The sequence below is a fragment of the Microcystis sp. M165S2 genome (assembly GCF_020245885.1).
Lineage (GTDB): Bacteria > Cyanobacteriota > Cyanobacteriia > Cyanobacteriales > Microcystaceae > Microcystis.
In genome coordinates this window covers 1-26,375 of record NZ_JADBTZ010000051.1, presented here as the reverse complement: position 1 = coordinate 26,375, position 26,375 = coordinate 1, and the positions used below count along the sequence as shown (strand labels likewise).

Here is a 26,375-nt window from a genome sequence, read left to right as displayed (position 1 = left end):
ACACAGCCCCAAGTTACTGTTTAAATGTCCAAATCCGTAAGATTTAAACGCGATCCGTGGGTTTCGATAAATTCTCGCCGGGGGGCAACTCGATCGCCCATAAGAATCGTAAATAATTCCTCAGCTTTGGCTGCGTCTTCGATTTCCACCCGTTTTAAAGTGCGAGTTTCGGGATTCATGGTAGTATCCCAAAGTTGTTGGGGCATCATTTCTCCTAACCCTTTAAAACGTTGGATTGTATAGTTAGCATTAGAGGGAAATTCCGCTATCTTTTGCTGTAATTCTCGATCGCTATAGCAGTAGGAATGATTTTTACCGCGTTCCAATTTATAGAGAGGAGGACAGGCGATATATACATAACCTTGGTCAATTAAATTCTTCTGATAACGATAGAAGAAAGTTAACAACAAAGTTCGGATGTGTGCGCCATCCACATCAGCATCAGTCATTAAAACAATGCGATGATAGCGCAATTGTGAGGGGTCGAAATCTTCTCCTTTAATTCCTAAACCGAGGGCTGTAATTAAGGATTGAATTTCCGTATTTTTGTAGATTTTGGCATCATCGGTTTTTTCGATATTGAGGATTTTTCCCCGCAGAGGTAGAATCGCTTGAAAACGACGATCGCGCCCCTGTTTGGCACTTCCGCCGGCGCTGTCACCTTCGACGATGTAAATTTCTGACTTTTCTGGGTCTCTTTCGCTACAATCAGCCAATTTACCCGGTAAAGGTGAGGATTCCAAGACCGATTTCCGTCGTACTAAGTCCCGCGCCCGTCGGGCCGCTTCCGCCGCCCTGTACGCTTGTACTGCTTTTTCGATAATCGTGTCGGCCACTTGGGGATTTTGTTCTAAGTATTCGTTGAGAGTTTCCCCCACCAGGGAATCAACAATACCCCGGACTTCGGTGTTACCCAATTTGGTCTTGGTTTGTCCCTCAAATTCCGGTTCGGGGACTTTTACGGAAATAACGGCGGTTAAACCCTCGCGGACGTTTTCCCCCGCTAGATTAGGCTCGTTTTCTTTAATTTTATTGCGTTTACGAGCGACATTATTTAAAGTACGAGTCAGAACTGCCTTTAATCCTTCTAGATGGGTTCCCCCGTCAATGGTGCGGATATTATTAGCAAAACCGAGAATATTGTCGCTATAGGCATCTATACACCACTGAAACGCCACTTCGATATTAATTCCGTTCTTTTCCCCCGATACATAGATAATATCTTTGTGCAGGGTTTCTTTTTCCCGACACATATAGGCGACGTATTCTTTAATACCCCCCTCATAACAATAGGTTTCGATGTGGGGTTCTTCGGGACGGTAATCGCTAAAGGTGATTTTAACACCCGCATTTAAGTAGGCTAGTTCTCGTAAACGTCCAGAGAGGGTACTGTAATCAAATTCGATGCCTTGGCTAAAAATTTCGGTGTCCGGCAGGAAATTAACCCTAGTTCCCGTTTTTTCCTCTTGACTGGGACTGCTGACCAATTCTGTGACGGGGATACCTCTTTCGTAGCGTTGGGTATGTACTTTATGATCGCGCCAGACTGTCACATCGACCCATGCAGAAAGAGCATTAACGACGGAAATCCCGACTCCGTGTAACCCTCCCGACACTTTATAACCACCACTGCCAAATTTACCGCCGGCATGAAGTATAGTGAGAACGGTTTCTAGGGCAGATTTACCCGTGGTCGGGTGAACATCGGTGGGAATACCCCGGCCATCGTCGGTGACGCTGACGGAACCATCGGCCTTGATATCCACTTCGATATGAGTACAGTAACCCGCTAGGGCCTCATCGATCGAGTTGTCCACCACTTCATAGACTAAATGATGTAGTCCCCGCGGACCAGTCGTACCGATATACATCCCCGGCCGCTTCCTGACTGGTTCTAACCCTTCGAGAACTTGTATCTGTTCCGCGCCGTAGTTACTTGTCATAAAATTTCCCTAAAAAGGCTGTGATCCCTGATTGAACCTAAATGAATGGCAAAATCTTCAAAAATTTTAGCACATAAGGGTTAAAGACTGCTTAAGTGCCTTTAGGGAGAATTTTTTATTGGGGTTGGGGTGTGGGAAGTGGGGTGTGGGGAAGTGGGGAAGTGGGGTGTGGGGTTGGGGTTGGGGTGTGGGGAAGTGGGGAAGTGGGGAAGTGGGGAAGTGGGGAAGTGGGGAAATTGAACTAAAACCCCAAAACCCCAAAACCCCTAAATCCCTAAATCCCTATCTCCTGTCTCCTGTCTCCTGAATACTGACTCCTGACTCCTAACCCCACCAACAAACTTTTTGCCGCAAACCCTAAACAATGTCATCCTCAAATTTATAACCGACACCGACTACGGTTTTGATAAAGATAGGATTAGCAGGATCGGGTTCTACTTTTTTGCGTAAGCGTCGGATATGGGTATCTACTACCCTTTCATCGCCAAAAAAATCATTTCCCCAGAGATTATCGATTAATTGGGTACGACTCCAGACGCGATTGGGATAACTGACAAAGGTAGCTAATAAATTAAATTCTAAGGTGGTTAAATCGAGGGTTTCCTCTGGCATTCCCTCCAATTTACGAAGAGCAGAATGTTGATCTAAGTCGATCAGAAAATGACGGCTGCGATGGAGTTGTTGCGGTTGACTATCGTGTCTTAAACTACGTCTTAATAAGGCTCTTACCCGAGCGGTTAATTCCCGGGGACTAAAGGGTTTTACCATGTAATCATCGGCTCCTGTGGATAAACCGATAATGCGATCGATTTCTTCTCCCCTAGCGGTTAACATGAGAATATAGGGGTCTTTTGTCCCGGGTTTTTGGCGAATTCTGGCACACAATTCTAGTCCATCTAATTCGGGTAACATTAAATCTAAAATAACTAAGTCTGGTTGCTTTTGATAAAATAGTTCTAGTCCTACCCTACCATTATAAGCCAGATGACAAGTAAAGGATTCCCTCTCTAAAGTTTGCTGAATCAAATGGGCGATTTCAATTTCATCTTCGATAATAACGATATCCATAAGTAAGTAGTTATAATTTAATTGAAGATAGATTTTGCCTTTGATTCCCCCTGCCCCCCTTAATAAGGGGGGTGCGGATGCCCCCTGCTCCTCTTAATAAGGGGGAATCTGACGATTTTTAAAACCTACCTACTTAGGCATATTTTAACATATTAGCTATTCATTTCTTACTCAAAGTTGAATGTTAAAATAATCGTAATTTTTGAGACTTTTTGGGGGGAGAGTTGGCAACTCTCCCGACTGTGGTGGACTGGGGACTTTTTAAGGTAAAGCGACAAACTGCTCACCGGAGGGAGTCGATCGCACTTGAATTAACACCGGTTGACCGATGCGATCGCCAGTATTGGGATCAAAGCTAATTTTTCCGGTGGCTCCTGTTTGATAAAAATTGGCGGAACGCAGCCGGGATTGTAGGCCCTGACGTTGAGGATTTTCCCTTAAACCGGCAATAATCACCCGTGTAGCGTCAAAACTGGTGGCCGTGCGCCAACTAACCGGACCGCGCCACTGTTCCTGCATAAGATTGCCAAAAGTCTGGTTAAGCGAGGGGTGCCAGGGTGCGGCAAGGGTTAAACCTTGGGCGTTTTTGCCGCCATCTTCGAGGGTGCGAATATTGTAGAAGGTGGGACTACTAAACAGAGGCAAACGCTGACGATTGGAGCGAATAACCTCAAAAACGGGATCGAGACGATCAACATGAGCGACGACAAATAGGCCGTTAGCACCCCCAGAAATCGCCTGATTAAGGGCTTGATCGGCCTTAAAATTGGGGACACTCAGATCACAGACAATCGGCACAATTTGACCGCCTTTTTTCGCCACATTAGCCATCAACTCGTCTTTAAAGGAAACATTATCAGGAGCTTGAGAATCGTAGCAAAAAGCAATTTTCTGGACTTTAGCAATATTTACTATGTAATTTGCTAAGGTTTCCGTAATTTTGCCGTTAGAAGCCACCAGACGAAAGATATAATTTCCCGCACCGGAGAGATTATTAGCCAGGGAGGTGGGAGAAATCATCACCAAACCGCCTTTTTCGTAGATGGGAGCGGCGGCTAAACTGGCATCGGAGGCATTATGACCGACAACAGCGATAATATCGGGATTTTTGACTAATTCACTGGCTACCTCTTTCGATATCTGCGGCTGATTATCGTCATTAACCACGATAACCATCAGTTTTCTGCCGTTGATCCCTCCCTGTTGATTGATCTGGGTTTGTGCGCTGGCGACTCCTCGCAATATTTCTTGAGCGACGTTGGGATTAGTTGTCGCTGGCACAACAACGGCGATTTTGAAGGGATTTGAGCCAGTTTGCAGGTTGCTGAGATAAATTACGCTTTCGGGATCGTTGGGACGTTGAGCGAGGGATTTTTGCAGGAGTTGCTCTGCTTCTTGGTGATCACCTTGAGCAATGGCAGCGATCGCTGATTCTTTGGCGGTGTTAGAATTAGTTTTGATTAGGAGATGATTGCCATAACTCATGCGGGGATTATTATCGGCTTTTGGGGCAAATATTGCCGAGATTTGGGGAAAAAGAAACCAGCCGATCAAACCCAGTAAAACATAGAAAATTGGCGGTAAGCTCGCTTTTTTGCCAGTCTTTGTCATCGCTTTACTCCTTAACTTTGCTGATTGAATTCAGCTAAACGGCGGTTAATTTCGTCATCAAGGCTTAAGAAATCGATTTATTGAGCTAATTTCTCGCTATAGTTCTCGCTTAATTCACTATAGACGTTTTCTTTGCGATAACGGTCGTTAATCGCTTCATTGGCATCCTCAAAGCGATCGCGGGAGGTATTGAGGTTGAGACTACTATCAAATTCGTTTATTTTACCTAAAGCCTCATTCATGGAACTAATCGCTTTTAAGTTGCTCATTTCTAACTTATAATGCTCGATTTTTTCCTGCTCTTTGCGAAGTTTTTCCTTAGCAGCAATGACCACTTTTTCGGCATTATCGACCCGATCTTTCATGGCGGGTAGAATTTTTTCTAGGGAGAGAACCTTAACCATAGCAAGTCTTGCCGCTTCTTGAAGACCTTTTTTTTGGGCGGTGACAGCCTGCTGCAAGTAGTTTGTGTGTTCCTGTTTTTTTGCCTCGTATTGTGCTTGAGCCGATTGCTGGGCTGCTACTACTTTCGCCACCGATTCTGTTAATTCCGCTAGGGATTTTTGCATCGATTCTAGGGATTCTTTGGCCGATTCTACGGCAATTTTGCCGCCGGATTCGATGGGAATACCCCACAACCAATTCCAGATCGCAACGAGAGAATTTCCGGCCTTATCACCGATCAGCCAAAAAATCAAGGCTCTTGGGTTTAATTTTTTGAACAATTTCATGCCGTTTGTCTCCTAGAGGTGTTACCTGTTAATTAGGAGTGATGGCTAACTTTGATGCAGTGGGTAAGGTTAATTTTTGTAAAAAGTATTGACAAGGATAGGGAGGTTTAGACTGGACCGGCAGATTTAATGGGAGCGAGGGGGACAAATTGACCCTTTTTGACCTGTAGAATCAAGTAGCGGCGATCATCAGGATTATTGTTCATGTTGCGGACACCATTCTCATCGAATCTAACAGTGCCAGTCATTCCTTCGATAGAAAAATCGTTTCTTAAAACTTGATTTAATAATTCTCGATCGAATTTTTGTCCTTGTTGGTATAACTTTCGCAAAGCGGTGAGGATAACTTTGGTCGCATCGTAGGACATGGGAGTGCGCCAAACATTGATCTTATTTTGCCAAAAACTCTGGATATAATTATCTTGTTTGAGATCATACCAAGGCACGGTGATAACTAAATTTTCTACTCCTTGTTTACCTTCTGCAAGGGTGAGATAACTTTGAAAAGTGGGGGAACCTAAAATCACTAAGTTTAACTTTTCTGCGGGACGTTGCTTAAAGATACTGACGGCTCTTTTCAGATCATTAACATAGGGAGCAACCATGAGAATATTTACTTGATATTGAGCGATTTTTTGATAAATTTTCTCTTGATCTAAATTATTTTTTGGTTCGATATTGCAGTCAAAATCTTCATCTTTAACAATTTTTTGAAACTGCTGACCGAGGAGAATGTTTCTATATTTTTTAGCGAAGTTAAAATTATCTCCAGAGCGATTGTCGTAACAAATTAAATTAGTGGGGTTTTGGATAATTAGCTTGTCAGTTTGTTGACGGATATATTCACTTAAGGTTGTGGCAAAAGTTTCCAGATCGGGAACCATTTTATATATATAGCCATTACCGGAGATTTTCGGGGAAAAGCTGGTGGGAGATAGGGCAACAATTTTCCCTAGTACATAGATATCTTTGGCCGCTTCACTAGCAGCAGAAGCATTATGACCAACCACTGCTATAATTGACGGATCTTTAACAAATTTTTCGGCTCGATCTTTGGCATCTGCGGCGCTATTATTATCATTAGCGACCACTACCTGTAGAAAGTGAAAATCGTGGTTTTTGGCCTGTTCATCGTTTAACTCCTGTTGGAATAAAGCAAGACCTCGTAAAATTTCCTGAGCAATTTCTGGATTATTACCAAGAGGAACACTGGTGGCAATTTTTAAGGAATTTCTGTCTTGATAGGCCGCACGAGCGTTATTATAATAGATGCGAATCTCTGGATTATTGGGCAAGCGATCAAGGGATTTTTTAAAAAGCTGAATTGCTTGTTTATATTCTTTGTTTTTAAAAGCTTGTCTTCCCCGTTCAAGACTGTTATCTTGTCGATTTGTCTTTAATAATATTTCTTCACCTAAGCTAATTTCTGGGTATTTACTAGCATCATCGGAAAATACTCCTCCCCAATATAAAACTGATAAAGTTACCAGAAGACTTAAAATAAATAACAGAGCTTGTTTCCAACGACTAGATAGACGTAAATGCCAACTTTGATCAGGATCTTCTTGGGAATCTTCTGCCGTATTTTCAGGGGGTAAAGGTAAAATCAACGGTGGTTCTTCAGGATTTTCTATCAAACGAGGCAGCAAAGAAGAACTAGCAGCATCCACCGCAAATCCGTGTAATTTTAAGTCTTGTCGAGCGATTGTTAAGGATTCTTGTAGGGATTTATGTCCAAGAAAATTGGGAAGAAAAACTTCTAGAAATCTCAAAGCAACCCGCACGGCGATCGGTTCTTTCATAACAATAATATGGGGTACTCCGATATTAGCCAACTGACGACCAATACCTAACCCATCGCAGGAATTACAGATAACAAGTTTTAAGCCTTTTTTAACAGCTATTTCTAGGGAATTTCTTAAGTTATGTTCGGGAGATAAAGCCGTATCATTATCAATGATAAAAACTCCATCGTGACCGTCACTACTGGTTTGACTATGACCTAAATAAACTACAATATCCCATGGATTTTTGATCAACTCATTGTGAATATTTATCGTTGAAAGAGGAGGGTCTGAACCAGGACTTAATATTTGCATAGAAACCTTATCTTGGTTTCCTAGTACCGTTTGCAAACTGGATAAACACAGGGAAGTATGCTTGTTTTCGATGTCAATATTGCCCAAAATTACTAAAACCTTAATTGCGGAAGTAAAAGTACGTTCTCTCGGGGGATCTATCTGGATAGTAAGAGCAATTTCCACATCGGGAAACCATTTGTGTAAAAAATTCCAAGACTCCCAGGGAATTTGTTGTAAATCAAAGTGGGTAGTTTGGATAAAAAATCTTACTTCTGACTCAGTACCTATATGGAACAAGATATGATTTTGTATCGAACTCAGAGAACTGGAATTTAGCCATTCATTTAAGCTATCTTTTAAAGTTTTAGTGGCTTTTTTGAGGTTGTCTCTAGGATCACCTACCGCTGCATGGGTGATCATGCTATGAGGAACGGTAATTCCTAAACTGGGTTGACTTTTTACCCAATGATAATAAGCTCGACGATAATTTTGCAAAGCGTCAGCAATGTCAAGGTTAGGGACTAATTTACCATCGGTAAAAGGTGCTATCAAGAGATGATTGTCACGAATTTCTAGAGTGACGGAAAATCCCGTTTCAAAACTGCCATCACCAATTTTCAGAATCACAACTCTGCTCATGTCTCTACCCTTGACATTTTCTGCTATCTCTATTAAATCCTAAACTGTTCGATAATGCTACTATCCCCTAAACTTAGGTTAACATTAAAGCGATCGTCGGCATCAGCTAGAAAATAAAGTTGCAGATAGCTATCTAAGGGTTTCTCCCTTGCTATTGCTTGTAAACTGGGGATTAATTGGCCTATTTCATCGCTAATTTGCAAAGATAAACCGGGGGGTAGCTTGGCAAAATTGTCCATGGCATAGGCACGAATTAAGACAGCAATTCTCTGGTTACTGGTTGATAAAACTCCTACCATTAAAGCGATTTTATGTCCCATTAATTGACTACCCACATCGAGCATTTTACGGATAGCAGCATTGGGATAATGAGGATCGATATTCCAGAGATATTCGGCCGCTTGCCAGCGAATAGTTTCATCTTGGGTTTGATGTTGTAGTTTTGCTAAAGCTTCCTCTGGGGTTAAATGTTCCGAAAATTCCACCTCTTTTTGACTAGCATACAGTTGTCTAATTCCTCGCTGAATATCTGTCGGAGATTCTCGGCTGCTGATTTTTTCAGCAGCCAACAAAAAACCCGGATTAATTGGACGATAATTGTCGATAGTGCTGAGGATTTCCTGCCATTTCTCTGTAATAATTCCCTGCAACCATTGACTAAGTTTGGTGGGGATTACCTCTAAACGCTGCTGATAAAGTTTTTCTCGCCATTGTTGATTATTCAACAAAGCTAACCACTGCTGACAACTAATATCTAATCTCGGAGAATAGGGGGAAACTTGACCTAACTTTTTAATTAAATTTTCTGCTGTTGCTGGCGATAACTTTGCTAGAGATTCCAGTTTTCCTTTTTCACTCTCTCCCTCTAAACAACTCTGCCAAAGAATATCTAAATCATCAATAATTTGCTCACTTTCCAAATAATATTGATGGTAAATTGGATCGTATTCTGCCAGATTTTTAACATCTTTTCTGGATATAAAACCCCAGATATTGAGGAATTTTTCTGCTAAATCTACCTGCACCCCTAGATAAAAATCCGCCGCTAAATCGGGAATATCAACCCATTCTTGCTCTATTGTCAATCCCTCAATGTCAATAGTTTGACTGGGAATAGTAGTCACTTTTTTATCTTGAATTTGCCAAGTAAACCCGTTAATAAACTCCCAAAGATACTGATGGTTTTCAGGTATTAGTTGAAGGGAACAATCAAGATTATCTTTCAGCCAATTGCTTAAGCATATTTGCACCAAGTAATTAATCAAAGCCTGATTTTTGGCGGTTTGATTCGAGTATTGACCGAGAATCGATCGAGCTTGCTTGATCTCTGTTTCCGAAAAATTTAGCCAAAGGGATTTCGGGTTAATTTGTTGCAAAATATCGAGGTTGACTTTCATGGTATCTCCTAACAGATTAGATTTGAGTTAAGTAGGACTGACAAAAATATTCCAGATAAGCATCGATCTCTTGTTTTTGCCGAGATTGTAATTTAATCTCATTTAACAAACTAGGACAATCTTTGCCTTCCCTTGCACAGAGTAGCTGATAAAATTTTTTACATAATTGGGTTATTTCTCGACTAATAGTAGATGAGTGAACTCCCAATCGATTAGCGATCTGTACCTGTGTCATCTTTTGATGATAGTAACAATAGACAATCTGTTTAACTTCCTCCTCTTGAGTGATCAGTAACTTCTTAATATCTTCCTGGATTTCTTGCTGTTGTAGTAAGTCTTGACTTTGCTTCTTACTGGGGAGATTGTCCCAAAAGTAATTACTACCATCGTCATAATTATTAGGCTCAAATTTAGAGTAAGGAGGATCGATATGATTACGCATTATCTCTCCTATTTGATTGAGTTTTGCTTGCACTTCCTCCACGGTGATAATAACTTGCGGTTGTAACTGCTGTAGGCGATCAATTACTTGTTGCCAATCCTCATCTTGCCACTTATCCAATGATCTAAGAGAAGCTTTTTTAACCTCTCGAAAACAGTTAAATATTAGCAGGTAATTCTCGGTAAAGATACCCGATGTTCGTAAAATTTTTTGAATTTTATTCGCACTAAAAAGACTGACGATACCGAGATTAGTCCTACCAATCGTTTTATACTCTCCTCGCAGGAAATTATAGAGAGTATTTCTTAATTTTTTATCTGTCCATTTTTCTAAGATTAAGCGAAAAAATCCCGGTTTGGTCTTGTTATCCTGAAAATTACCGTAAAAATTGCTAGGATTATTGATAATTGCCGTGGCAAGCAAATTCAGCAAATAGTAGAATAGGGTTTCATAATCAGCATCGATCCGATGGCCAACATTTTGATAGACCCTTTGAGTTACCATAGAGGAGCGATATTGTAAAAAAACCATCCAATGAGACTTGACTAATTGGTTATTAGGGTCATTCTGTAACCATTGCCACAGAGCAAAATACACCGCTTCATCATTGGCCACGCTTCCAGCGATCGCATCGATCGATTTTCTTAATTGTGGCACTTCGCACCAGAAAACTCGATCGCCTTCAATGGCTTTAATAGTAGTATAAAAGTACCTAACGCTCATTTCTATCACCGGCTACAGGTATCTGATATCTGATTAGGTAAAAACCGAGGATTTTCTGCAAGAGTAGCCAATAAATTGAGCGATTCCCTTGCCAAGCGCACCTCTTTCTCTGACAATAGATGAGGGACTGATGAGAAATTATCAGTTATGCTGAGACAGCCTTAGCAAACCAGTAAAAGACTCATAAATTAACTCTGAGCTGCCACAAATTGCTGTCATATCAACTTCTAGGACAAAAATAGGAATGCGAGTAACTTTTACCGAAAATCAGGGTTTTAGAAAGGAATTGAATAAACGGGTTGATGCTTATTTTACCGAAAACGGCATCCCCACCAGAGATAATTTTGCCATGTACCTGAAGACGATCACGATTTTAACTTGGGTGATTGCCGCTTGGCTATTTGTACTTTTTGGTCCGGATATCTGGTGGCTAAAAATTATCGGTTGTCTGGTTTTAGGAGGGGGATTAGCAGGGATTGGTTTTAGCATTGGTCATGATGCCAACCATGGCGGCTATTCTAGTAAAAAATGGGTTAATTCTCTCCTTGGCATGAGCTACGATTATATCATCGGTACTTCCGGTTATCTCTGGCGTTTTCGTCATAATTATCTCCATCATACCTACACCAATGTTTTAGGATACGATGTGGAAATTCACGGCGATGGTGTCGTGCGAATGACTCCCCATGCCGAGCATAAATGGTATCATCGTTATCAACATTTATTTATCCCGATTCTCTACGCTATAATTCCTATATATTGGTCATTCTCCGATGTGCGATCTATCCTCTTTTGTAATCGTTTTGGCGAGATTAAAATTCCCAATCCTAAAGCGATCGATCTATTCGTTTTATTGAGCGGAAAATTTGTTTATCTCTTCTGGTTTATTGGCATTCCTCTCTTAGTTGGTTATAGTCCCCTAGAAATAGCGATCGGTTTTCTCATTGTTTTTATGACCTATGGAGTGCTTGCCTGTCATGTATTTATGTTAGCTCACGTTTTGGAACCCGCCGAATTTATTCAACCCTCGGCAGCTAACCAAATCGAAGACGAATGGGCAATATTTCAAGTGCGAACTTCCGTAGATTTTGCACCTAAAAATGTCTTTTTAAATTGGTACTTAGGGGGATTAAATTATCAAGTCGTTCACCATCTTTTCCCGCAAATTTGCCATATTCACTACCCTAAAATTGCCCCAATTTTAGCGGAAGTTTGCCAAGAATTTGGCGTTAATTATGCCGTTTATCCCACCTTCTGGGGTGCTTTAGCTTATAATTATCGTTGGCTCAGACAATTAGGCAATAAACAAAGTAATTTTGATCTCAAATTAGCCAGCTAAATATCAGTTATCAGTTATCAGTTATCAGATGTAAGTTTTAAGTTAATTAGTTAGTTATCTTTATACCTGTTTACTGTTTACTGTTTACTGAAAAATGAACCTACCCAACTCGATTACCCTATCGCGACTCTTGGGACTGCCATTAATTTTATACTGGTTGCACCAAGGCACAGAAATCGATCGCTGGTTAAGTTTAATTATCTTTCTGATTGCCGCTAGTACCGATTGGCTCGATGGTTATCTAGCGCGAAAATTCAATCAAATCACCGAATTAGGTAAATTTCTCGATCCTTTGGTCGATAAATTGCTGGTTCTCGCTCCCCTCTTAGCTCTGATTGAAATGGATTTAATTGCTGCTTGGGGAGTATTTTTGATTCTTGCTCGCGAATTAGCGATCGCTGGTTGGCGGATTAATCCGAATTTAACGGGAAATAGCGACATAAAAGGGGCTAATTGGTGGGGAAAAAGCAAAACAGTCAGCCAAATTATCGCTATCGCTCTCTTAATTGCTCCCTTGCCTTCTGAATATAATTTAATTGCTCAGATCGCTTTTTGGCTATCGGTGACATTAACTTTAATTTCTGGCGTGATTTACGTCACACCCAGCCCAAAATTAACCCAAAATTCCCAAAAACTTGACCATTAGCAATAATTCAGGAAACAAACCTAGCAAACACGGTTGCATTTTTTTTTCCTTGGTATATGATGATCAGGGAGGAGGAATGTCAAACTCTTCAAATTCAAACATATCATTCAAAGAAAAAACTATGGCCGGCACTATCACTATCTCTGCTCAGACTGGCTCCACCACGAGTTATACCGTCGATGCTTCAATGATCACAACTCTGTCAGCTTTTTGGCAGTTATCCTCGGTAAATACCGACCTAGCCGTTTCCATCCCTACCACAGTCACCGGTAGAAATCTTACTGCTTTAGGTCGATTTACGGGTTCTAGCACTTTTTCCACTTGGAGACTTCGCAACGGATTCGGTCAGTCTGACGTAGCGAGTGCTAACCTCACTGGTTATAAAAGCACCCCCCCTTTTTCACAAAATTATTTTCTTCCTGGCGGAACTGACACTTTCGTCGCTTCTGCTTTTTTAGGAACCCATATCCTCGACTTTGGTGGTGGTCAAAGGTTTACTAAAGCAGAAAACACGGCTCCTTCCAGTGACGATATTGCCATGATTGGTAACATGAGTAACTTCGTCCTTAGAGGTGCAAATGGTAACGATACCCTAACCGGTAGCGGTCTGGACGATACCCTATTCGGTTCCGGTGGAAACGATTCCCTGACCGGTGGTTCGGGGAATGATAGCCTAGATGGTGGCGACGGTAACGATACCCTAAATGGTAATAATGGTACGGATACCCTAATTGGTGGCGCGGGAGCGGATAGCCTAATTGGTGGCGCGGGAGCGGATAGCCTAATTGGTGGCGCGGGAGCGGATAGCCTAACTGGTGGCACGGGAACGAATACCCTAGATGGTGGTAATGGTGCTGATACATTTGTATTTACCAATCAGGGTAATCAGACAGTTTCCCAATTCATTACCAGTGACAATGATGTCTTCGCAATTACTTCTGGTTCTTACCCAGGCGCTCCAACAGCGTATACGCAGGCAGTTGTTAGTGATGCGGCTACTGCTACCAATGCTTCTAGCAGTATCATTGTCGATACTTTGGATAATATCGAGGCCTTAGCGAATACTAAATCATCAATTCGTTTTGCCTTCGCCACCGATACAAAGACCCTCCTCTATGACTTTGACGGTGACTGGTCGACCTCCAACCCCACCGTTGCGACAATTACCTCGATTACTGGTACATTAGCTGCTGGTAACTTCGCCTTCATTTAAAATTCCTTGTTTGAATAGACAGATACTGGGTGTGTTAGCTAGGGCTAGGACACCCTTATTACTTTAAAGCAGTTATCTTAATAGTGAGGTACGAAGTCTCTGGTTTTAGGGAACTCTGGAATAGGCAACGGGAAAAGTAGCTAGTCGCATTGGGATTAGTTTGGTGTAGTGATTAACTGACGGTGATAATCGCCCCATAACTTGGCTGCCTGTTGACTGCTGCCCGCAGTGGGAGAATTATTATCATTACCCAACCAAATGCCCGTCACCCAGTCGCGAGGGGGAAGATAACCGATAAACCAAAGGTCCACATAATTATTCGTAGTTCCCGTTTTACCCGCTTCTCCCATGCCAATACTGGCAGCGCCTCCTGTACCATTAGTTATCACCCCCCGCAATAGGCTATTCATCGTCTCGGCGGTTTTAGGGGAGATTACCTGCTGATTTCTATCGCTATCGTCGCCATAGTCATAAATAACCCGACAAGTACTCAAATCCTCCACATTTTTACAGTCGGAAGCGTCGAGAATGCGTTTAATGGCGTGGGGACGATTCCAGCGCCCGCCATGGTCAAAAACTGCATAAGCACCGGTCATTTCTAAGACATTTACCTCGCTTTGCCCTAAAATTAGCCCTGGTACAGGATTTAAAGGTGATTTGACCCCCAAACGTTCCGCCACATTGACCACATTACTTAATCCTGCCTCGCGAGCAATGCGAAGGGCGACACTATTTTCCGATCGCGCTAAACCTTGAAACATATTGACCCCCCCGCTACTACGTTCACAGGGAGAATAGGCTTGTCCTTGCCAAGAGAGTCCAGCGCAGGTATAGGTTTTATAGGGCGATATTCCCTTTTCCAAGGCGGCAGCATAAGCAAATACCTTAAAAGTGGAACCGGGTTGACGTTTAGCTTGGACAGCGCGGTTAAATTGGCTTTTTTGATAATCAACTCCCCCGACTAAAGCGAGAATTTCCCCGGTTTGACCGTTTAAGGTAACTAAAGCCCCTTGGGAGTAACGATAGCGGGGTCCTTGGTTTAAGACATTATTTTTTAAGCTTTTTTCTGCGATCGCTTGCAGCCGGCGGTCTAAACTGGTTTCAACGATAAAATTGCCCTCTTTAGCCACTTCTTCCCCTAAAAGCTCCTGTAATTCCTCGAAAACGTAACTATAAAAATATGGTGCAATCGTACTAGATAGGGATTTTTTGGCTTGGGGACTGATTTCAATGCGGGATCTGCGGGCGCTGGCCGCCGCTTCTGGGGAAATCATCCTTAATTCGGCCATGCGATCGATGACAAGATTGCGATTTTTTACAGAAGTGTCGTAATCTTGAATGGGATTAAATCGATTCGGGGCGGGTAACATAGCCACAAGAGTAGCAGCCTCGGAGATATCTAAATCTCTAGCGGATTTATCGAAATAAAAGCGGGCCGCATCTTCAAAACCGTAACCGGCCAGACCGAGATAAACTCGATTGAGATAGGTTTTGAGAATTGTATCCTTACTATAGACCGCTTCTAATTGTAAAGCGACCACAGCCTCCCGGAGTTTGCGATCGGCAGTATTTTGGCGACCGACTTCGGGGAATAAACTACGCGCTAACTGTTGAGTCAGGGTACTGGCCCCTTGACGGCCCCGACCTTGCCAATTAATCTTAATTGCCCGGACAATCCCCAAAGGATCAACGCCAAAATGCCAGTAAAAACGACTATCTTCGGAAGCGACAACCGCCTTGGTCAAATAGGGAGAAAAATCGCCCATATTATCTAATTCTCGGTGAGTTTCCTGTCCCATGGGATTGAGGGGAGTTTGACCATCCCTAGGGTAAACCACCACCGGACCGCTCACCCCAGAAGGGAGTGGATAAACATTAACTTTGCGACTTTCCCAGATAATCCCTAGAACTAATAAACCGAAAATACCACCCGCACCATAGAAACCATAGCGCAAAAGTCGCGCCCACAGGGGAGGGGGACAGTAATAGGAGATGGTGACACAATTGGCTAAGTCTGGGGGGGCCAAGGTAAAGGTATCACCATGACGCAGGGAAACGCTTTCCAGACGACGTTTACCCATATAAACCCCGTTAGTGGAGTTTTCATCTGTGAGCAGGAAATGATGGGGATTTTTTGGGTCACGCTGCAGGGAACAATGAATCTGACTCACCACGGTGTTACGGATAGTAATATCACAGGAACTGGAATTACGACCCAAAAAATAGCGATCGCCGATAAGGGGATATTTGCTTTCCCCGCTGCCATTCTCGTTTTTCAGGCGTAATTCGGGAACCCTCGCCCCTTTTTTGAGATTTACCGCCTGAAAATTCACCTTTCCTTGCAATTTCTGCACGGCAACGGTGACAAGTTGACTAATTTGGGTTTTCGGCGACTGCTTAGACATAGTTTTTATCAGGGGATGGGGGATGGGGGATGGGGGATGGGGGATGGGGAATGGGGGATGGGGAATGGGGGATGGTGAAATGGGGAATTTCAACTAAAACCCTAACATCCTAAAACCCTAAAACCCCAACACCTTAACACCCTAAAACCCCAATTCCCAATTCATACCCAATATCCCTAAATTGACATTTTAGCCTCTAAAGCTTTGAGGTATTCCGTATTGACTCCCGACTCGCGAATCAGAGCAATTTTACCGGTACGGGCCACCTCGCGAACGCCAAATTTATTCAGCATCTGCATAATCGCCACCATTTTACCCGGATCCCCCACCACTTCGATGGTCAGGGTTTCCTCGGAAATATCCACAATCCGCGCTCGGAATACCTGCGCTAATTCGATCACTTCGGCCCGGCGCTCGGCGGTAGCATTAACTTTAATCAGCATTAATTCCCTTTCCACACAAGGGGTTTGGGTGATATCCTGCACCTTGAGGACGTTAATTAATTTGTAAAGTTGTTTGGTTAACTGTTCGATGCTGTCCTCGTCTCCCGGTACTACCATCGTAATCCGAGAAACTCCCATCTGTTCGGCCGGACCCACGGCCAGACTTTCAATATTAAAGCCGCGACGGGCGAATAATCCAGCAATACGGGTTAAAACTCCCGCTTCATCTTCAACTAATACGGATAATGTGTGTTTCATGGCGCTCTGTCTACACAACCTAGATTTAACCATTTTGACACTCCCCGCTCTAAAGAGACGGGGATTCTTGGTTCACAGAGATTACTTGCTTAGACAGAATTGCTTCTGTCAAAGTTAAATCCACTCTTCTTCATCCGCTTTGTTTACCTCCCGATCTTCGTTTTGATCCTGGGCGGGGGGCGTAATAATCCGATAATTGACATCGTAAACTTGATCGGCTTTTTCCCCGCGACTCTGTTTGGCCGTGCGGTAACTATAGGAATAAACCGAGCCAGTTTGAGAACTGTCATCTGGAGGCTTGACAAAATCCGCTTTTTTGCCCTCAGCAACCCTAGGCGGGAATTCTTCCCGATCCTGAATGGTAGTCGGTTTTTCGGGGGGTGCATCAAAATTCCAATCATCACCGCTATCTCTTTCCCAATCGTTACCCGGTGGAGACGCAGCAGAATCTTGAATATAGGTAGGTCGGGAAGATGGGGGTGAGACTTTAGGATTATTGGCTATAGGAGGGGAGGCTTTTGGGGCAGCCAAAGGACGACCAAAACTATAGAGAAATTGCAGGGTTAAACCACTGATAATTCCCGCTAGGGTGAAAAGTAACACCCAGACAGCTAGGGGCAGTTTTACCGTCATAATACCGCCAAAAAAGACCAAAGTGATCACCCCCAGATTCTGCCAGATCAGTAATCCGCCCACAGCGATCGCAAATAAGACCATAATCCAGCCCATTTTTACCTCCCTTGATTCAGTGATCAGTGATCAGTAAACAGTGATCAGTAAACAGTAAACAGGTACAAAGATAAAGATAACTAACTAACTAATTAACTTAAAACTTACATCTGATAACTGATAACTTACCCACTGATAACTGATAACTGATAACTGTTAATGTCCTTGCCAGCGATTAATGGCCACACAATCGATATCTAACTGATCGAGAGTACGAGCGATGACAAAATCGACCAAATCCTCGATCGATTGGGGATGGTGATACCATGCCGGTATTGCCGGCACAATTCTAACGCCCGCCTCGGCTAAAGTGGTTAAATTACGCAGATGAATTAAACTAAAGGGGGTTTCTCGCGGCACTACCACCAATTTTCTGCCCTCCTTAATCTGTACATCGGCCGCCCTTTCTAGCAAATCGGAACTTAATCCCCCCGCTAATTTGGCCACTGTACTCATGCTACAGGGAATAATTACCATACCAAGGGTGCGATAGGAACCACTGGCGATCGTTGCCCCCACATCACCCCAACGATGACAGCGTAATTTTCCCCCTTCCATCACCCCGCATTGGCTGCGCCAAAATTGTTCTTGCAGATCCGGTTCTGGAGGCATCCGCACATTATCTTCCGCTTGCCAGACAGTGTAAGCTGATTTGGAGGCCACTAAATCGATCGTGTAGTCGGCTAAAAGTAGATATTTGAGAGTACGGACGGCATAAATCAGCCCTGATGCCCCCGTAACGCCCAAAATTAGCGGTTTAGATAATTCCTTCAAGCTCTAATTCCTCGATCAATTGTAATCCTCTCGGGTCGCCCACTTTTAATAAAGCACCCCTAGCATCTTCCTTGACACCTAAATCTTCATCTTCCACCAAGGCCTCGATCAAAGCATCGATCGCCGTGGCATAAATAACATTTAAGGGCAATTCTCGGCATAATTGACCGATCGACCAAGCGCAATTACTCCGCACCGCCGCGATTAAATCTCGGCGCAATCCTTCAATTAAAGGCGGCAAGACGGTGATGATATCTTCATAATTGACCTTGGCAATCTGGGCCAAACTACTGGCAGCCCATAATCGCACCGCCGAAATATCGGTTTTGAGAGCATGAACCAAAGGCTCGATCGCTCTGCGATCGCCACAGTTGCCCAGGGCCCAAACTACCCCTTTTCTGACGTAACCATTCCAATCTCTGGCCAGTAGATCGATTAAAGGCTCCACGGCGCTAAGACTGGGATTTCTGCCCAAAGCGTAGGCGACACTGACACGCACTAGGGGACAGACATCGCTTAACATCTCTAGTAAGGGGGCGATCGCTCTTTCGTCACGCAATTCACAAAAGGCGCGAGCGGCGATCATTCTCTCGCTCACATGAGCAGAAGTCAGCAATGAGAGCATTTCCTCTGGATCGGGGGGGATTTCCGCTGCTATGTCCGGATCGCTCCCATCGAGAGGATTATTTAAGGAGTTGTTAGAGTCTAGGATTTCATTATCGTACATACTTGTTAGATTATCTTAATCCGTGACCGCTTACGTCAAGCCAAAAATCAAAAAGTAGTTGCGGGTTGGGGAGACTTTTCAGTGATCAGTAATCAGCCATCAGTAATCAGTGAACTGAAGGCAAGAGGCAACAGGCAACAGGCAAAAGAAAGAATCTGGCAATTCTCCTACCTAAAAAGAAGGTTAGAAACTAAGTACATCAAAGCTTTCAGCTTACCAAATTAGGTTACACTTCATCTTGACGAGAAAGGCTACATTTACAAAACCTAGCAGAATAGGAAGTAAATACAGGGTAAATTTTATTGTTTTTCTGATGCCAAGACGCGGATTTGAACCGCGGACACGAGGATTTTCAGTCCTCTGCTCTACCAACTGAGCTATCTCGGCGTTTTTCAGTCCTTTCTCAATATAGCACCCTCTCTAAATAATTGCAAGGTTTTTTTCTAAAAAGTTTTCTGCTCGACTAGATTGGCAAGGTGAGGGTAAAAGTGGTGACAGCGTTGGCGCTGGTGACATCAATGGTGGCATTCAGGGGTTTAATCAGTTTGCAGACCAAAGCTAAACCTAAACCGGTACCACTGTAGCGCCAGGGATCGTGGTTAGGAATGCGATAAAAAGGAGCAAATATTCTTGATAATTCCTCTGGGGCGATTTCTACACCCCCATTGCTCACACTAATTAATATTTGCTCGCCCGCACGCCTGACATTTACCCTAATTATTCCTCGTTCTGGGGTATATTTAGAAGCATTGGTCAGTAATTCCGCTATGATGCGCTCGATAGCGCACAGACTGGTGTTAATCTCCGGTATATCCCCATCTATATCTAAAATTAACTGCTGTTGTCGCTCGCGGGTGAGATGACGAAAAGGTTCCACTAATAAGGGTAGCCACGAAAGTAAGTCGATTGCTTCGATCGCCGGGGGTTCGGTTTCGGCATCCAGATAGGTTAAAGTCAACAGATCATTAACTAACTTACTCTGACGTTGAGATTCAATGTTAAGAATTTGCAACAGTTGACCGATCGAATCCTGTGGATCAATCTCGATCCCTTGATATTCTAGGAGACTTTCCAGGGTTTCCACCGCTAGACGAATGCTGGTAATCGGGGTTCGCAGTTCATGGGAAAGGGTTTTCAGGAATTCGCTTTTTAATCTTTCCAGTTTTTCTAATTCCCTCACTTGTGCTTGGGAAGATTCGTAAAGTCGCGCCTGTCGAATAGCGATCGCGCATTCGGTGGCAATATGTTGAATCAAATTAGTTTCTAAGGAGTTAAAAATATGATTAGCTGGTCGAATTAGCCAAAGATTGCCCAAAAAACCCTGATCGTCAAAGATAGCACAAGCACAACGGTTAACACGACCAATTTGCGGATTACCAAGGGGAAGACGATCGACAAATTGTAAAATTTGTTTGTGCAGCAGCGGTTGATAGATTTCGGGAAAATCGCTAATTTGACGGGTAATTCCCTGACAGATAAGCTTTTGAGTGGTATATTCGTGGACAATAGTGGCTTTGCTGCGACTGGGATCGTAAAGCTCAATTTGGGCGCGTTCTACGGGTAAAACCTGGACTAATTCCCTAGTGGTGGTTTGCAGAATATGATTTTCATCGAGACTATCGCGAATTTTTTCGGTAATCCGTCCGATTAATGCTTCATACTTCAAACTCATCTGCAATTCGGCGGTTCTTTGCTGAACCTCCGATTCTAGGGCAGTATTCAAGCATTTTACCCGTTGGTGCAGTTCTGCTTGTTGAATGGCAATTCCCACTTGAATGGCTAATTGTTTGAGCAGATCGATTTCTTGGGATTGCCAAGAGCGAGTTTTTTGGCAATTTTGGGCAATTAGTAACCCCCAGAGTTGGTTATCGCAGATAATTGGCACCACCAAGTTAGCCTGTACTTGCAAAGAGGTTAGTAGGCTGCGATAACAGGGATCAAGTCCCGAATTATGGACATTTTCAATAACTTGAATTCTCCCGCGACGATAATTTTCCAGACGTTCTGGGGATAAATTAAAACAGGGATCCTGTATCCTGTTTCCTAAGACAGAATTAATCCTCGGGGTATGGGATTCCACCACAATCATGCCACTATGATCGGGGAATAAACGATAAATTAACACTCGATCGCAGTTGAGAAATTGTCGCACTTCTTTAACGGTTCTTTGCAGAATGCGATCAAGATCCAATGATTGCCGGATTCTTTCCTGCATTACCCCCAGCAGTTGTTCTCGTTCTGCTTGCAATCTTAAAGCTTCTTCGGCCTGTTTGCGTTCGGTGATATTGGTGCTGGTTCCCACTAAACGATAGATGCGCGCATTGTTATCCCGTAGGGGTGTTAAAGTTGTTAGCCACCAGTAGGGTATATTTTGAAAAGGTAAATACTGTTCGTAGGAAATAGTTGTTCCGTAACGTACACAATCACTATAGTGTTGCCGCACACTACGCGCATCATCGGGGGGAAGGATTTGTTCGGGAGTTTTGCCTTTAATATCTGATGAGCGCAGTCCTGTCCAGCGTTCATGAACGGGGTTTGCTCCCACATAGCGAAAATCTCTATTTTCCAGCACGTCCACTACAAAAATCGACGCTTGCACGGAATTAAATATACTACGCAGAAACTGCTCGGAATCCTCCTCTTGTAGCTGTCCATCTAACTCGGTCTCGATTGCTGATGGCTGCTTTTCCATAAGAGCCTCCCATTGTGCTAATTGGTGGATTTGGATCGATAATCACAAAATCGTTGGCTACTCCTAGAGCGATTTAACAATTTCTTAAGATTCTCGCACGAATTTTCCTATCCGCTGCCGATTCTGATATATTTCTTTGCAAAAACGAGAAAGCAACCCCAATATACTGAGATCGCTTATCAGTTATGAGTGATCAGGTTTAAGTTTTAAGTTAAGTAGCTAGACACAATTAATTACACATATTGTATGAGTGCCTATCCTCACCAAGAAGTTAATTTTGTCCTATTACTTATCAGAGTTCAATTACAGCGTTTCTCATCAAGATGACGCATGACCTAATTTGGTATCGACGACCGGCTCTCCAAAAGGAGAACTTCCTACCTCACCATTTAAGATAACTGCTGTAATTAGTTAACTATATATGTTATTTTCAGTAATCACTGTTCACTGATTACTGATTACTGATCACTGAATTTAGGCTTCTTGGTTGACAAAAGGTAATAAAGCCATTAAACGGGCGCGTTTCACCGCTTCAGTTAAATCTCGCTGTTGTTTAGAAGTCAAACCGGTGATACGTCTAGGCAGAATTTTGCCGCGTTCGGTGATGAATTTGCGGAGGAGTTCGGTGTCTTTGTAGTCAATCGGTTGACTGGGGGAGATGGGAGAGAGACGTTTACGATAGTAGCTCATAGATTTGTAAAGATTACTTGACTTTTTAACTAAAGTGTGCTTACTTAATTTCCTTGTGGACGGTGTGCTTATTGCAGTGGGGACAGTATTTCTTGATTTCCAGTCTGCCGGTGGTATTGCGACGGTTTTTGCTGGTGGTGTAGCGAGAAACGCCGGGGGTACGCTTATCGGGATTACTGCGGCATTCCGTGCATTCTACAGTGATGATCAGGCGAACGCCTTTTTTACTAGCCATAACAACAGGGGATCGGGTAAATTTACACGCAATCGATCATTATGACATATCTAGGGCTTTTTAGGCAAGAGCGGCCAGGGCAACGCAGGGAATTGTCGGCTAAAAAGTTTGGCTTGGGATGAAATCCAGCACAAAAAAGCTAGAATAATCACAGCAGTTGGCGAGGATGAGGAAAAATGACGGTAAGATTGGGTAAACCGATTTTAGTGACGGGGATAGGCATTACCATCGCTTTCACCCTGGGGGAAACTCTCAATAGCAGACTGAGCGAAATCGGTTCCTGGGGTATTTTAGGTGCGTTTGTCCTTGGTGCCGGTGTCTGGTTTTGGCAAAAACCCAACTCGAAAATCGATTTTTCCCCCCCCACTCCCCTGAGTCTAGAAAAGGTTAAACAAGCGATTACCAAGGCCGAGCAGATAATTAATTATCTGGCCAAAGAAGACCCCAATCAAGACTTAACCCCACTTAAAACCACTTTAACCCAATTAAACCAAGAATTTAGTCGCCAAGACCTGAAAATTGCCATTACTGGTGCTAGAAAAACCGGTAAAACTGCCTTAAAAAAACTACTAGAAAGCGGCAACTTTGGAGAATCTATCGCTTTTCTGGAAACGGAACCCCTTCTGACTCTCAACTCTACCGCTAACCAGAAAAAGTCCCTAGCAGCCGACTTAGTTTTGTATCTTATCAACGGGGATTTAACCGATTCCGAATGGCAAATCCTCCAGCAATTCGATCGAATGCACCAGCGTGTTATCCTGTTACTCAATAAACAGGATCGTTTACCCGTCGAAACCAGAGAAGAAATTCTCCTTTCCCTAAAACAAAGACTGAAAGAAACTATTCCCTCTCATCATATTTTAGCCATAGCCGCTGCCCCTGAACCCCTAAAAGTTCGTCAACATCAAAGCAGTGGAGAAATCAAGGAATGGACGGAAACCCAAACGGTAGTTATCGATCCTTTAGATAATCATCTCCAACAAATTATCGAGCGAGAAAGGTCCGAATTAGTTCTGGGAACTATCTGGAGACAAGCGCTAGAATTAGAAAAGGAAACCAAACAATTACTTAATCAATCCCGACGCAAAAAGGCTTTACCTGTTATCGAACAATACCAATGGATAGCCGCTACTGCCACTTTTGCTAATCCTCTTGCGGCCCTAGATTTAGTTTTAGCGGCAGCCACTAACGCTCAAATGTTAGTGGATTTAGGGGCAATTTATCAACAAAAAATGTCCCTTGAACAAGCAAAAACAGCCATGACTACCCTGGGGAAAATGATGATACAATTGGGCATGGTAGAAGTGACCACCCAGGCATTAGGAACGATTCTCAAGGGAAATGCGATTACTTATATTGCCGGTGGTACAGTGCAGGGAATTGGAGCAGCCTATCTAACTCGTTTAGCTGGTTTAAGTTTAATTGAATATTTCCAAGAACAGGAAATTAACGAGCAGCTGAATAATGATTGGAATTGGACGAGTTTGCAGAATAAAGTTAAACAGGTCTGGGAACAAAATCAACGCCTAGCATTTTTACAGGATTTTGTCAAGCAAACGAGCGCTCGTTGGTCGGCATTTTCTGGTTAAAAACCCTAGTTAAGAACTGGAAAAAGGTAAATGCTGACGTAGCACATCCCAGCGCGAACAATCCCAATAATCGATATGAGAAATAATCAGATTATTGTCATCGAGAGTTAATTGGCTGCGTCCAGAAATAGCGATGCGGGGCCGCCAAGGTAAAGGAGTTGTCCAGTGCAATGTCCAACGGGTATTAATAATATTTCCCTGCTGTTCAATTGCGTGGACATCCATCTTGATAGCTTGGAACCATTGACTCATAAAACCAATCATTTCCCGATAGCGTTTAATCCCCCGAAATTGATTGAGAGGGTCTTTAAAATAAACGTTATCAGCATAAATATCATAGGTTTGATCGAGGGGAAATCTTTGATAATCTTGCTGCAAAATAGCGATAATATCCATAAAGTACCCAATTATTCCCGATAGCTATTGCCTTTTTTTCACTGTTGAGGGGTCACTGTTAACTATTAACATATCACTCCCGTCAAACTAAAGGGACGGACTTCGGTAATTTTAACCTTAACAAATGTGCCTCGCAATTCCTCAATATTTCCCGTAAAGAAAGTTAAGCGATTGCCTCTAGTTCTTCCCATAACTTGACTAGCATCTTTAGGGTTAACGTCTTCCACTAAAATTTCCTCAATTCTGCCTAAATATCTTTGAGAACGTTCAGCAGCTTTTGTGGCCACTAAATGATTTAATCTTTGTAAGCGATCGCTTTTTACCTGCTCACTTAATTGATTATCCCAAATAGCAGCCGGAGTACCGGGACGGGGAGAATAGGCAGCCGTATTTAATTGATCAAAACCAATCTCATCGACTAATTTTAAAGTATTCTCGAACTGTGCCTCTGTTTCTCCGGGGAATCCGACAATCGCATCGGCACTGATGGCAGCATCCGGCATTAAATCGCGAATATTAGCAATAATCTGTCGGTATTTTTCCTGAGTATAGCCCCGTTTCATGGCCTTGAGGATATCATTATCCCCCGATTGAAAAGGGATATGAAAATGTTCACAAACTTTAGGTAATTCCTGACAAGCTTTAATCAAACGTTCGGTAAAATAGCGGGGGTGACTGGTGGCAAAACGGAGACGTTCAATGCCGGCCACATCGTGAACGTAGTAGAGTAAATCGGTGAAATTGTGCAGATGTCGGCCGCTTGCCGTCACTCCGGGTAAATCCCGTCCGTAGGCATCGATATTTTGACCTAAAAGGGTGATTTCTTGATAACCCTGTTGTCCTAATTGGTCCATTTCTGCTCGAATTGCCGCAGGAGTGCGAGATTGTTCCACCCCGCGCACCCCCGGAACCACACAATAGGTACAGCGTTCATTGCAACCATAGATGACGTTCACCCAAGCGGTAATATTACTATCCCGGCGCGGTTTGGTGATATCTTCCATGATGTGGATGGGTTCGGTGGCTACCACCTGGGAACCGTCAAAAACTTGTTGTAATAAGTCTCCCAAGCGGTTTGCGTGTTGGGGACCGATAATTAAATCCACTTCGGGAACCCGTCTTAATAATTGTTCCCCTTCCTGTTGAGCCACGCAGCCAGCGACAATTAAAGTAAGATCGGGTTGAGTTTGTTTGCGTTTAGCCTGTCTACCGAGATAGGAATACACCTTCTGTTCGGCATTATCGCGAATTGTACAGGTATTGTAGAGGATTAAATCGGCTTCGTTGGCATCCTCAGACCATTGAAACCCCAAATCTTCTAAAATACCCGCCATGCGTTCGGAGTCAGCTTTATTCATCTGACAACCAAAGGTGGTGATATGGTAACGACGTGGGGACTTATTCATGATGCTGGCTACAGAAACAAGAGTGCAGGTTTCTATTTTAGGCTATTTATCCTCTGACTTGAAAGAGGCGGTCCGCAGTCAGCAGGAGACAGGAGACAGGAGACAGGAGACAGGAGACAGGAGACAGGAGACAGGAGACAGGAGACAGGAGACAGGAGACAGGAGACAGGAGACAGGAGACAGGAGACAGGAGACAGG

General features: G+C 43.3%; 21 protein-coding genes, 1 tRNA gene and 1 pseudogene. 5 read left to right on the top strand and 18 right to left on the bottom strand.

Translation table 11 applies throughout. The annotated features are described in order from the left end of the window. Positions 1-20: 20 nt before the first annotated feature. The 7 genes from gyrB to IM479_RS02745 all read right to left on the bottom strand — a co-directional run bounded on the left by gyrB (position 21) and on the right by IM479_RS02745 (position 10,635). Positions 21-1,943 (bottom strand): DNA topoisomerase (ATP-hydrolyzing) subunit B, encoded by a 1,923-nt coding sequence (gene gyrB / locus IM479_RS02775; RefSeq protein ID WP_287686285.1) that lies wholly within the window; start codon positions 1,941-1,943, stop codon positions 21-23. Between the two features lie 357 nt (positions 1,944-2,300). Continuing rightward, positions 2,301-3,011, bottom strand: coding sequence for a response regulator transcription factor (locus IM479_RS02770; protein ID WP_287686283.1), 711 nt, complete (start codon positions 3,009-3,011; stop codon positions 2,301-2,303). A gap of 261 nt (positions 3,012-3,272) precedes the next feature. Further along, complete coding sequence (locus IM479_RS02765) at positions 3,273-4,622, bottom strand: ABC transporter substrate-binding protein (protein WP_287686281.1); 1,350 nt, start codon at positions 4,620-4,622, stop codon at positions 3,273-3,275. Between the two features lie 77 nt (positions 4,623-4,699). Next, complete coding sequence (locus IM479_RS02760) at positions 4,700-5,353, bottom strand: PspA/IM30 family protein (RefSeq protein ID WP_287686280.1); 654 nt, start codon at positions 5,351-5,353, stop codon at positions 4,700-4,702. Positions 5,354-5,460: 107 nt separating this feature from the next. After that, positions 5,461-8,073 carry an ABC transporter substrate-binding protein gene (locus IM479_RS02755; protein ID WP_287686279.1) on the bottom strand — a complete coding sequence of 871 codons (2,613 nt, stop codon included), beginning with the start codon at positions 8,071-8,073 and terminating at the stop codon, positions 5,461-5,463. A gap of 32 nt (positions 8,074-8,105) precedes the next feature. Further along, a complete protein-coding gene (locus IM479_RS02750; protein ID WP_287686278.1) occupies positions 8,106-9,470 on the bottom strand; it encodes a DUF1822 family protein in 1,365 nt (454 codons plus the stop codon). Positions 9,471-9,486: 16 nt separating this feature from the next. Further along, positions 9,487-10,635 (bottom strand): sigma-70 family RNA polymerase sigma factor, encoded by a 1,149-nt coding sequence (locus IM479_RS02745; RefSeq protein WP_287686276.1) that lies wholly within the window; start codon positions 10,633-10,635, stop codon positions 9,487-9,489. A gap of 244 nt (positions 10,636-10,879) precedes the next feature. On the opposite strand from IM479_RS02745, the gene IM479_RS02740 reads away from it, so the two are divergent. The 3 genes from IM479_RS02740 (at position 10,880) to IM479_RS02730 (ending at position 13,833) form a co-directional block, all read left to right on the top strand. Next, positions 10,880-11,974 carry a fatty acid desaturase family protein gene (locus IM479_RS02740; protein WP_287686275.1) on the top strand — a complete coding sequence of 365 codons (1,095 nt, stop codon included), beginning with the start codon at positions 10,880-10,882 and terminating at the stop codon, positions 11,972-11,974. 94 nt (positions 11,975-12,068) lie between these two features. Beyond that, positions 12,069-12,620, top strand: a complete 552-nt coding sequence (gene pgsA, locus IM479_RS02735; protein ID WP_287686273.1) for a CDP-diacylglycerol--glycerol-3-phosphate 3-phosphatidyltransferase — start codon at positions 12,069-12,071, stop codon at positions 12,618-12,620. 121 nt (positions 12,621-12,741) lie between these two features. Beyond that, on the top strand, positions 12,742-13,833 hold the full coding sequence (locus tag IM479_RS02730) for a calcium-binding protein (RefSeq protein WP_287686272.1): 1,092 nt from the start codon (positions 12,742-12,744) through the stop codon (positions 13,831-13,833). Positions 13,834-13,988: 155 nt separating this feature from the next. Here IM479_RS02730 and IM479_RS02725 read toward each other — a convergent pair whose 3' ends face one another. From IM479_RS02725 to rpmG, 9 genes are all read right to left on the bottom strand, one after another. Further along, a complete protein-coding gene (locus IM479_RS02725) occupies positions 13,989-16,238 on the bottom strand; it encodes a PBP1A family penicillin-binding protein (protein ID WP_287686271.1) in 2,250 nt (749 codons plus the stop codon). A 176-nt stretch (positions 16,239-16,414) separates the two neighbouring features. Next, on the bottom strand, positions 16,415-16,939 hold the full coding sequence (ilvN, locus tag IM479_RS02720) for an acetolactate synthase small subunit (protein ID WP_002732118.1): 525 nt from the start codon (positions 16,937-16,939) through the stop codon (positions 16,415-16,417). Between the two features lie 114 nt (positions 16,940-17,053). Next, on the bottom strand, positions 17,054-17,668 hold the full coding sequence (locus tag IM479_RS02715; RefSeq protein ID WP_287686270.1) for a LapA family protein: 615 nt from the start codon (positions 17,666-17,668) through the stop codon (positions 17,054-17,056). 156 nt (positions 17,669-17,824) lie between these two features. Beyond that, positions 17,825-18,442 (bottom strand): flavin prenyltransferase UbiX, encoded by a 618-nt coding sequence (locus IM479_RS02710; RefSeq protein WP_286826054.1) that lies wholly within the window; start codon positions 18,440-18,442, stop codon positions 17,825-17,827. After that, on the bottom strand, positions 18,426-19,169 hold the full coding sequence (locus IM479_RS02705; RefSeq protein ID WP_287077624.1) for a HEAT repeat domain-containing protein: 744 nt from the start codon (positions 19,167-19,169) through the stop codon (positions 18,426-18,428). Before IM479_RS02705 ends, IM479_RS02710 begins: the two co-directional genes overlap by 17 nt. Positions 19,170-19,483: 314 nt before the next feature. Then, a tRNA-Phe gene (locus IM479_RS02700) sits at positions 19,484-19,556 on the bottom strand. Between the two features lie 76 nt (positions 19,557-19,632). Continuing rightward, positions 19,633-21,861 (bottom strand): sensor histidine kinase, encoded by a 2,229-nt coding sequence (locus IM479_RS02695; protein WP_287686269.1) that lies wholly within the window; start codon positions 21,859-21,861, stop codon positions 19,633-19,635. Positions 21,862-22,335: 474 nt separating this feature from the next. Beyond that, positions 22,336-22,551 carry a 30S ribosomal protein S18 gene (rpsR, locus tag IM479_RS02690; protein ID WP_002770735.1) on the bottom strand — a complete coding sequence of 72 codons (216 nt, stop codon included), beginning with the start codon at positions 22,549-22,551 and terminating at the stop codon, positions 22,336-22,338. A 40-nt stretch (positions 22,552-22,591) separates the two neighbouring features. Further along, the gene (gene rpmG / locus IM479_RS02685; RefSeq protein ID WP_002734724.1) at positions 22,592-22,786 is read right to left on the bottom strand and encodes a 50S ribosomal protein L33; all 195 of its coding nucleotides are present in this window, start codon (positions 22,784-22,786) and stop codon (positions 22,592-22,594) included. A gap of 176 nt (positions 22,787-22,962) precedes the next feature. Here rpmG and IM479_RS02680 point away from each other — a divergent pair, with 176 nt between their 5' ends. Beyond that, positions 22,963-24,375: a slr1306 family protein gene (locus IM479_RS02680; protein ID WP_287686268.1), complete on the top strand. Its 1,413-nt coding sequence runs from the start codon at positions 22,963-22,965 to the stop codon at positions 24,373-24,375. A gap of 9 nt (positions 24,376-24,384) precedes the next feature. On the opposite strand, the gene IM479_RS02675 is transcribed toward IM479_RS02680, so the two are convergent. After that, positions 24,385-24,771: a C6orf136 family protein gene (locus IM479_RS02675; RefSeq protein WP_287686267.1), complete on the bottom strand. Its 387-nt coding sequence runs from the start codon at positions 24,769-24,771 to the stop codon at positions 24,385-24,387. Between the two features lie 65 nt (positions 24,772-24,836). After that, positions 24,837-26,177: a tRNA (N6-isopentenyl adenosine(37)-C2)-methylthiotransferase MiaB gene (miaB, locus tag IM479_RS02670; RefSeq protein WP_287686266.1), complete on the bottom strand. Its 1,341-nt coding sequence runs from the start codon at positions 26,175-26,177 to the stop codon at positions 24,837-24,839. Here miaB and IM479_RS02665 point away from each other — a divergent pair. Beyond that, positions 26,176-26,375 (top strand): annotated as a pseudogene (locus IM479_RS02665) (hypothetical protein); the annotation flags it as partial. The gene miaB and the pseudogene IM479_RS02665 overlap by 2 nt on opposite strands.

What these genes read in the sequence shown, in the direction of transcription:
- gyrB (WP_287686285.1), bottom strand. Translation starts at nt 1,943, where the DNA reads ATGACAAGTAACTACGGCGCGGAACAGATACAAGTTCTCGAAGGGTTA.
- IM479_RS02770 (WP_287686283.1), bottom strand. Translation starts at nt 3,011, where the DNA reads ATGGATATCGTTATTATCGAAGATGAAATTGAAATCGCCCATTTGATT.
- IM479_RS02765 (WP_287686281.1), bottom strand. Translation starts at nt 4,622, where the DNA reads ATGACAAAGACTGGCAAAAAAGCGAGCTTACCGCCAATTTTCTATGTT.
- IM479_RS02760 (WP_287686280.1), bottom strand. Translation starts at nt 5,353, where the DNA reads ATGAAATTGTTCAAAAAATTAAACCCAAGAGCCTTGATTTTTTGGCTG.
- IM479_RS02755 (WP_287686279.1), bottom strand. Translation starts at nt 8,073, where the DNA reads ATGAGCAGAGTTGTGATTCTGAAAATTGGTGATGGCAGTTTTGAAACG.
- IM479_RS02750 (WP_287686278.1), bottom strand. Translation starts at nt 9,470, where the DNA reads ATGAAAGTCAACCTCGATATTTTGCAACAAATTAACCCGAAATCCCTT.
- IM479_RS02745 (WP_287686276.1), bottom strand. Translation starts at nt 10,635, where the DNA reads ATGAGCGTTAGGTACTTTTATACTACTATTAAAGCCATTGAAGGCGAT.
- IM479_RS02740 (WP_287686275.1), top strand. Translation starts at nt 10,880, where the DNA reads ATGCGAGTAACTTTTACCGAAAATCAGGGTTTTAGAAAGGAATTGAAT.
- pgsA (WP_287686273.1), top strand. Translation starts at nt 12,069, where the DNA reads ATGAACCTACCCAACTCGATTACCCTATCGCGACTCTTGGGACTGCCA.
- IM479_RS02730 (WP_287686272.1), top strand. Translation starts at nt 12,742, where the DNA reads ATGGCCGGCACTATCACTATCTCTGCTCAGACTGGCTCCACCACGAGT.
- IM479_RS02725 (WP_287686271.1), bottom strand. Translation starts at nt 16,238, where the DNA reads ATGTCTAAGCAGTCGCCGAAAACCCAAATTAGTCAACTTGTCACCGTT.
- ilvN (WP_002732118.1), bottom strand. Translation starts at nt 16,939, where the DNA reads ATGAAACACACATTATCCGTATTAGTTGAAGATGAAGCGGGAGTTTTA.
- IM479_RS02715 (WP_287686270.1), bottom strand. Translation starts at nt 17,668, where the DNA reads ATGGGCTGGATTATGGTCTTATTTGCGATCGCTGTGGGCGGATTACTG.
- IM479_RS02705 (WP_287077624.1), bottom strand. Translation starts at nt 19,169, where the DNA reads ATGTACGATAATGAAATCCTAGACTCTAACAACTCCTTAAATAATCCT.
- IM479_RS02695 (WP_287686269.1), bottom strand. Translation starts at nt 21,861, where the DNA reads ATGGAAAAGCAGCCATCAGCAATCGAGACCGAGTTAGATGGACAGCTA.
- rpsR (WP_002770735.1), bottom strand. Translation starts at nt 22,551, where the DNA reads ATGAGCTACTATCGTAAACGTCTCTCTCCCATCTCCCCCAGTCAACCG.
- rpmG (WP_002734724.1), bottom strand. Translation starts at nt 22,786, where the DNA reads ATGGCTAGTAAAAAAGGCGTTCGCCTGATCATCACTGTAGAATGCACG.
- IM479_RS02680 (WP_287686268.1), top strand. Translation starts at nt 22,963, where the DNA reads ATGACGGTAAGATTGGGTAAACCGATTTTAGTGACGGGGATAGGCATT.
- IM479_RS02675 (WP_287686267.1), bottom strand. Translation starts at nt 24,771, where the DNA reads ATGGATATTATCGCTATTTTGCAGCAAGATTATCAAAGATTTCCCCTC.
- miaB (WP_287686266.1), bottom strand. Translation starts at nt 26,177, where the DNA reads ATGAATAAGTCCCCACGTCGTTACCATATCACCACCTTTGGTTGTCAG.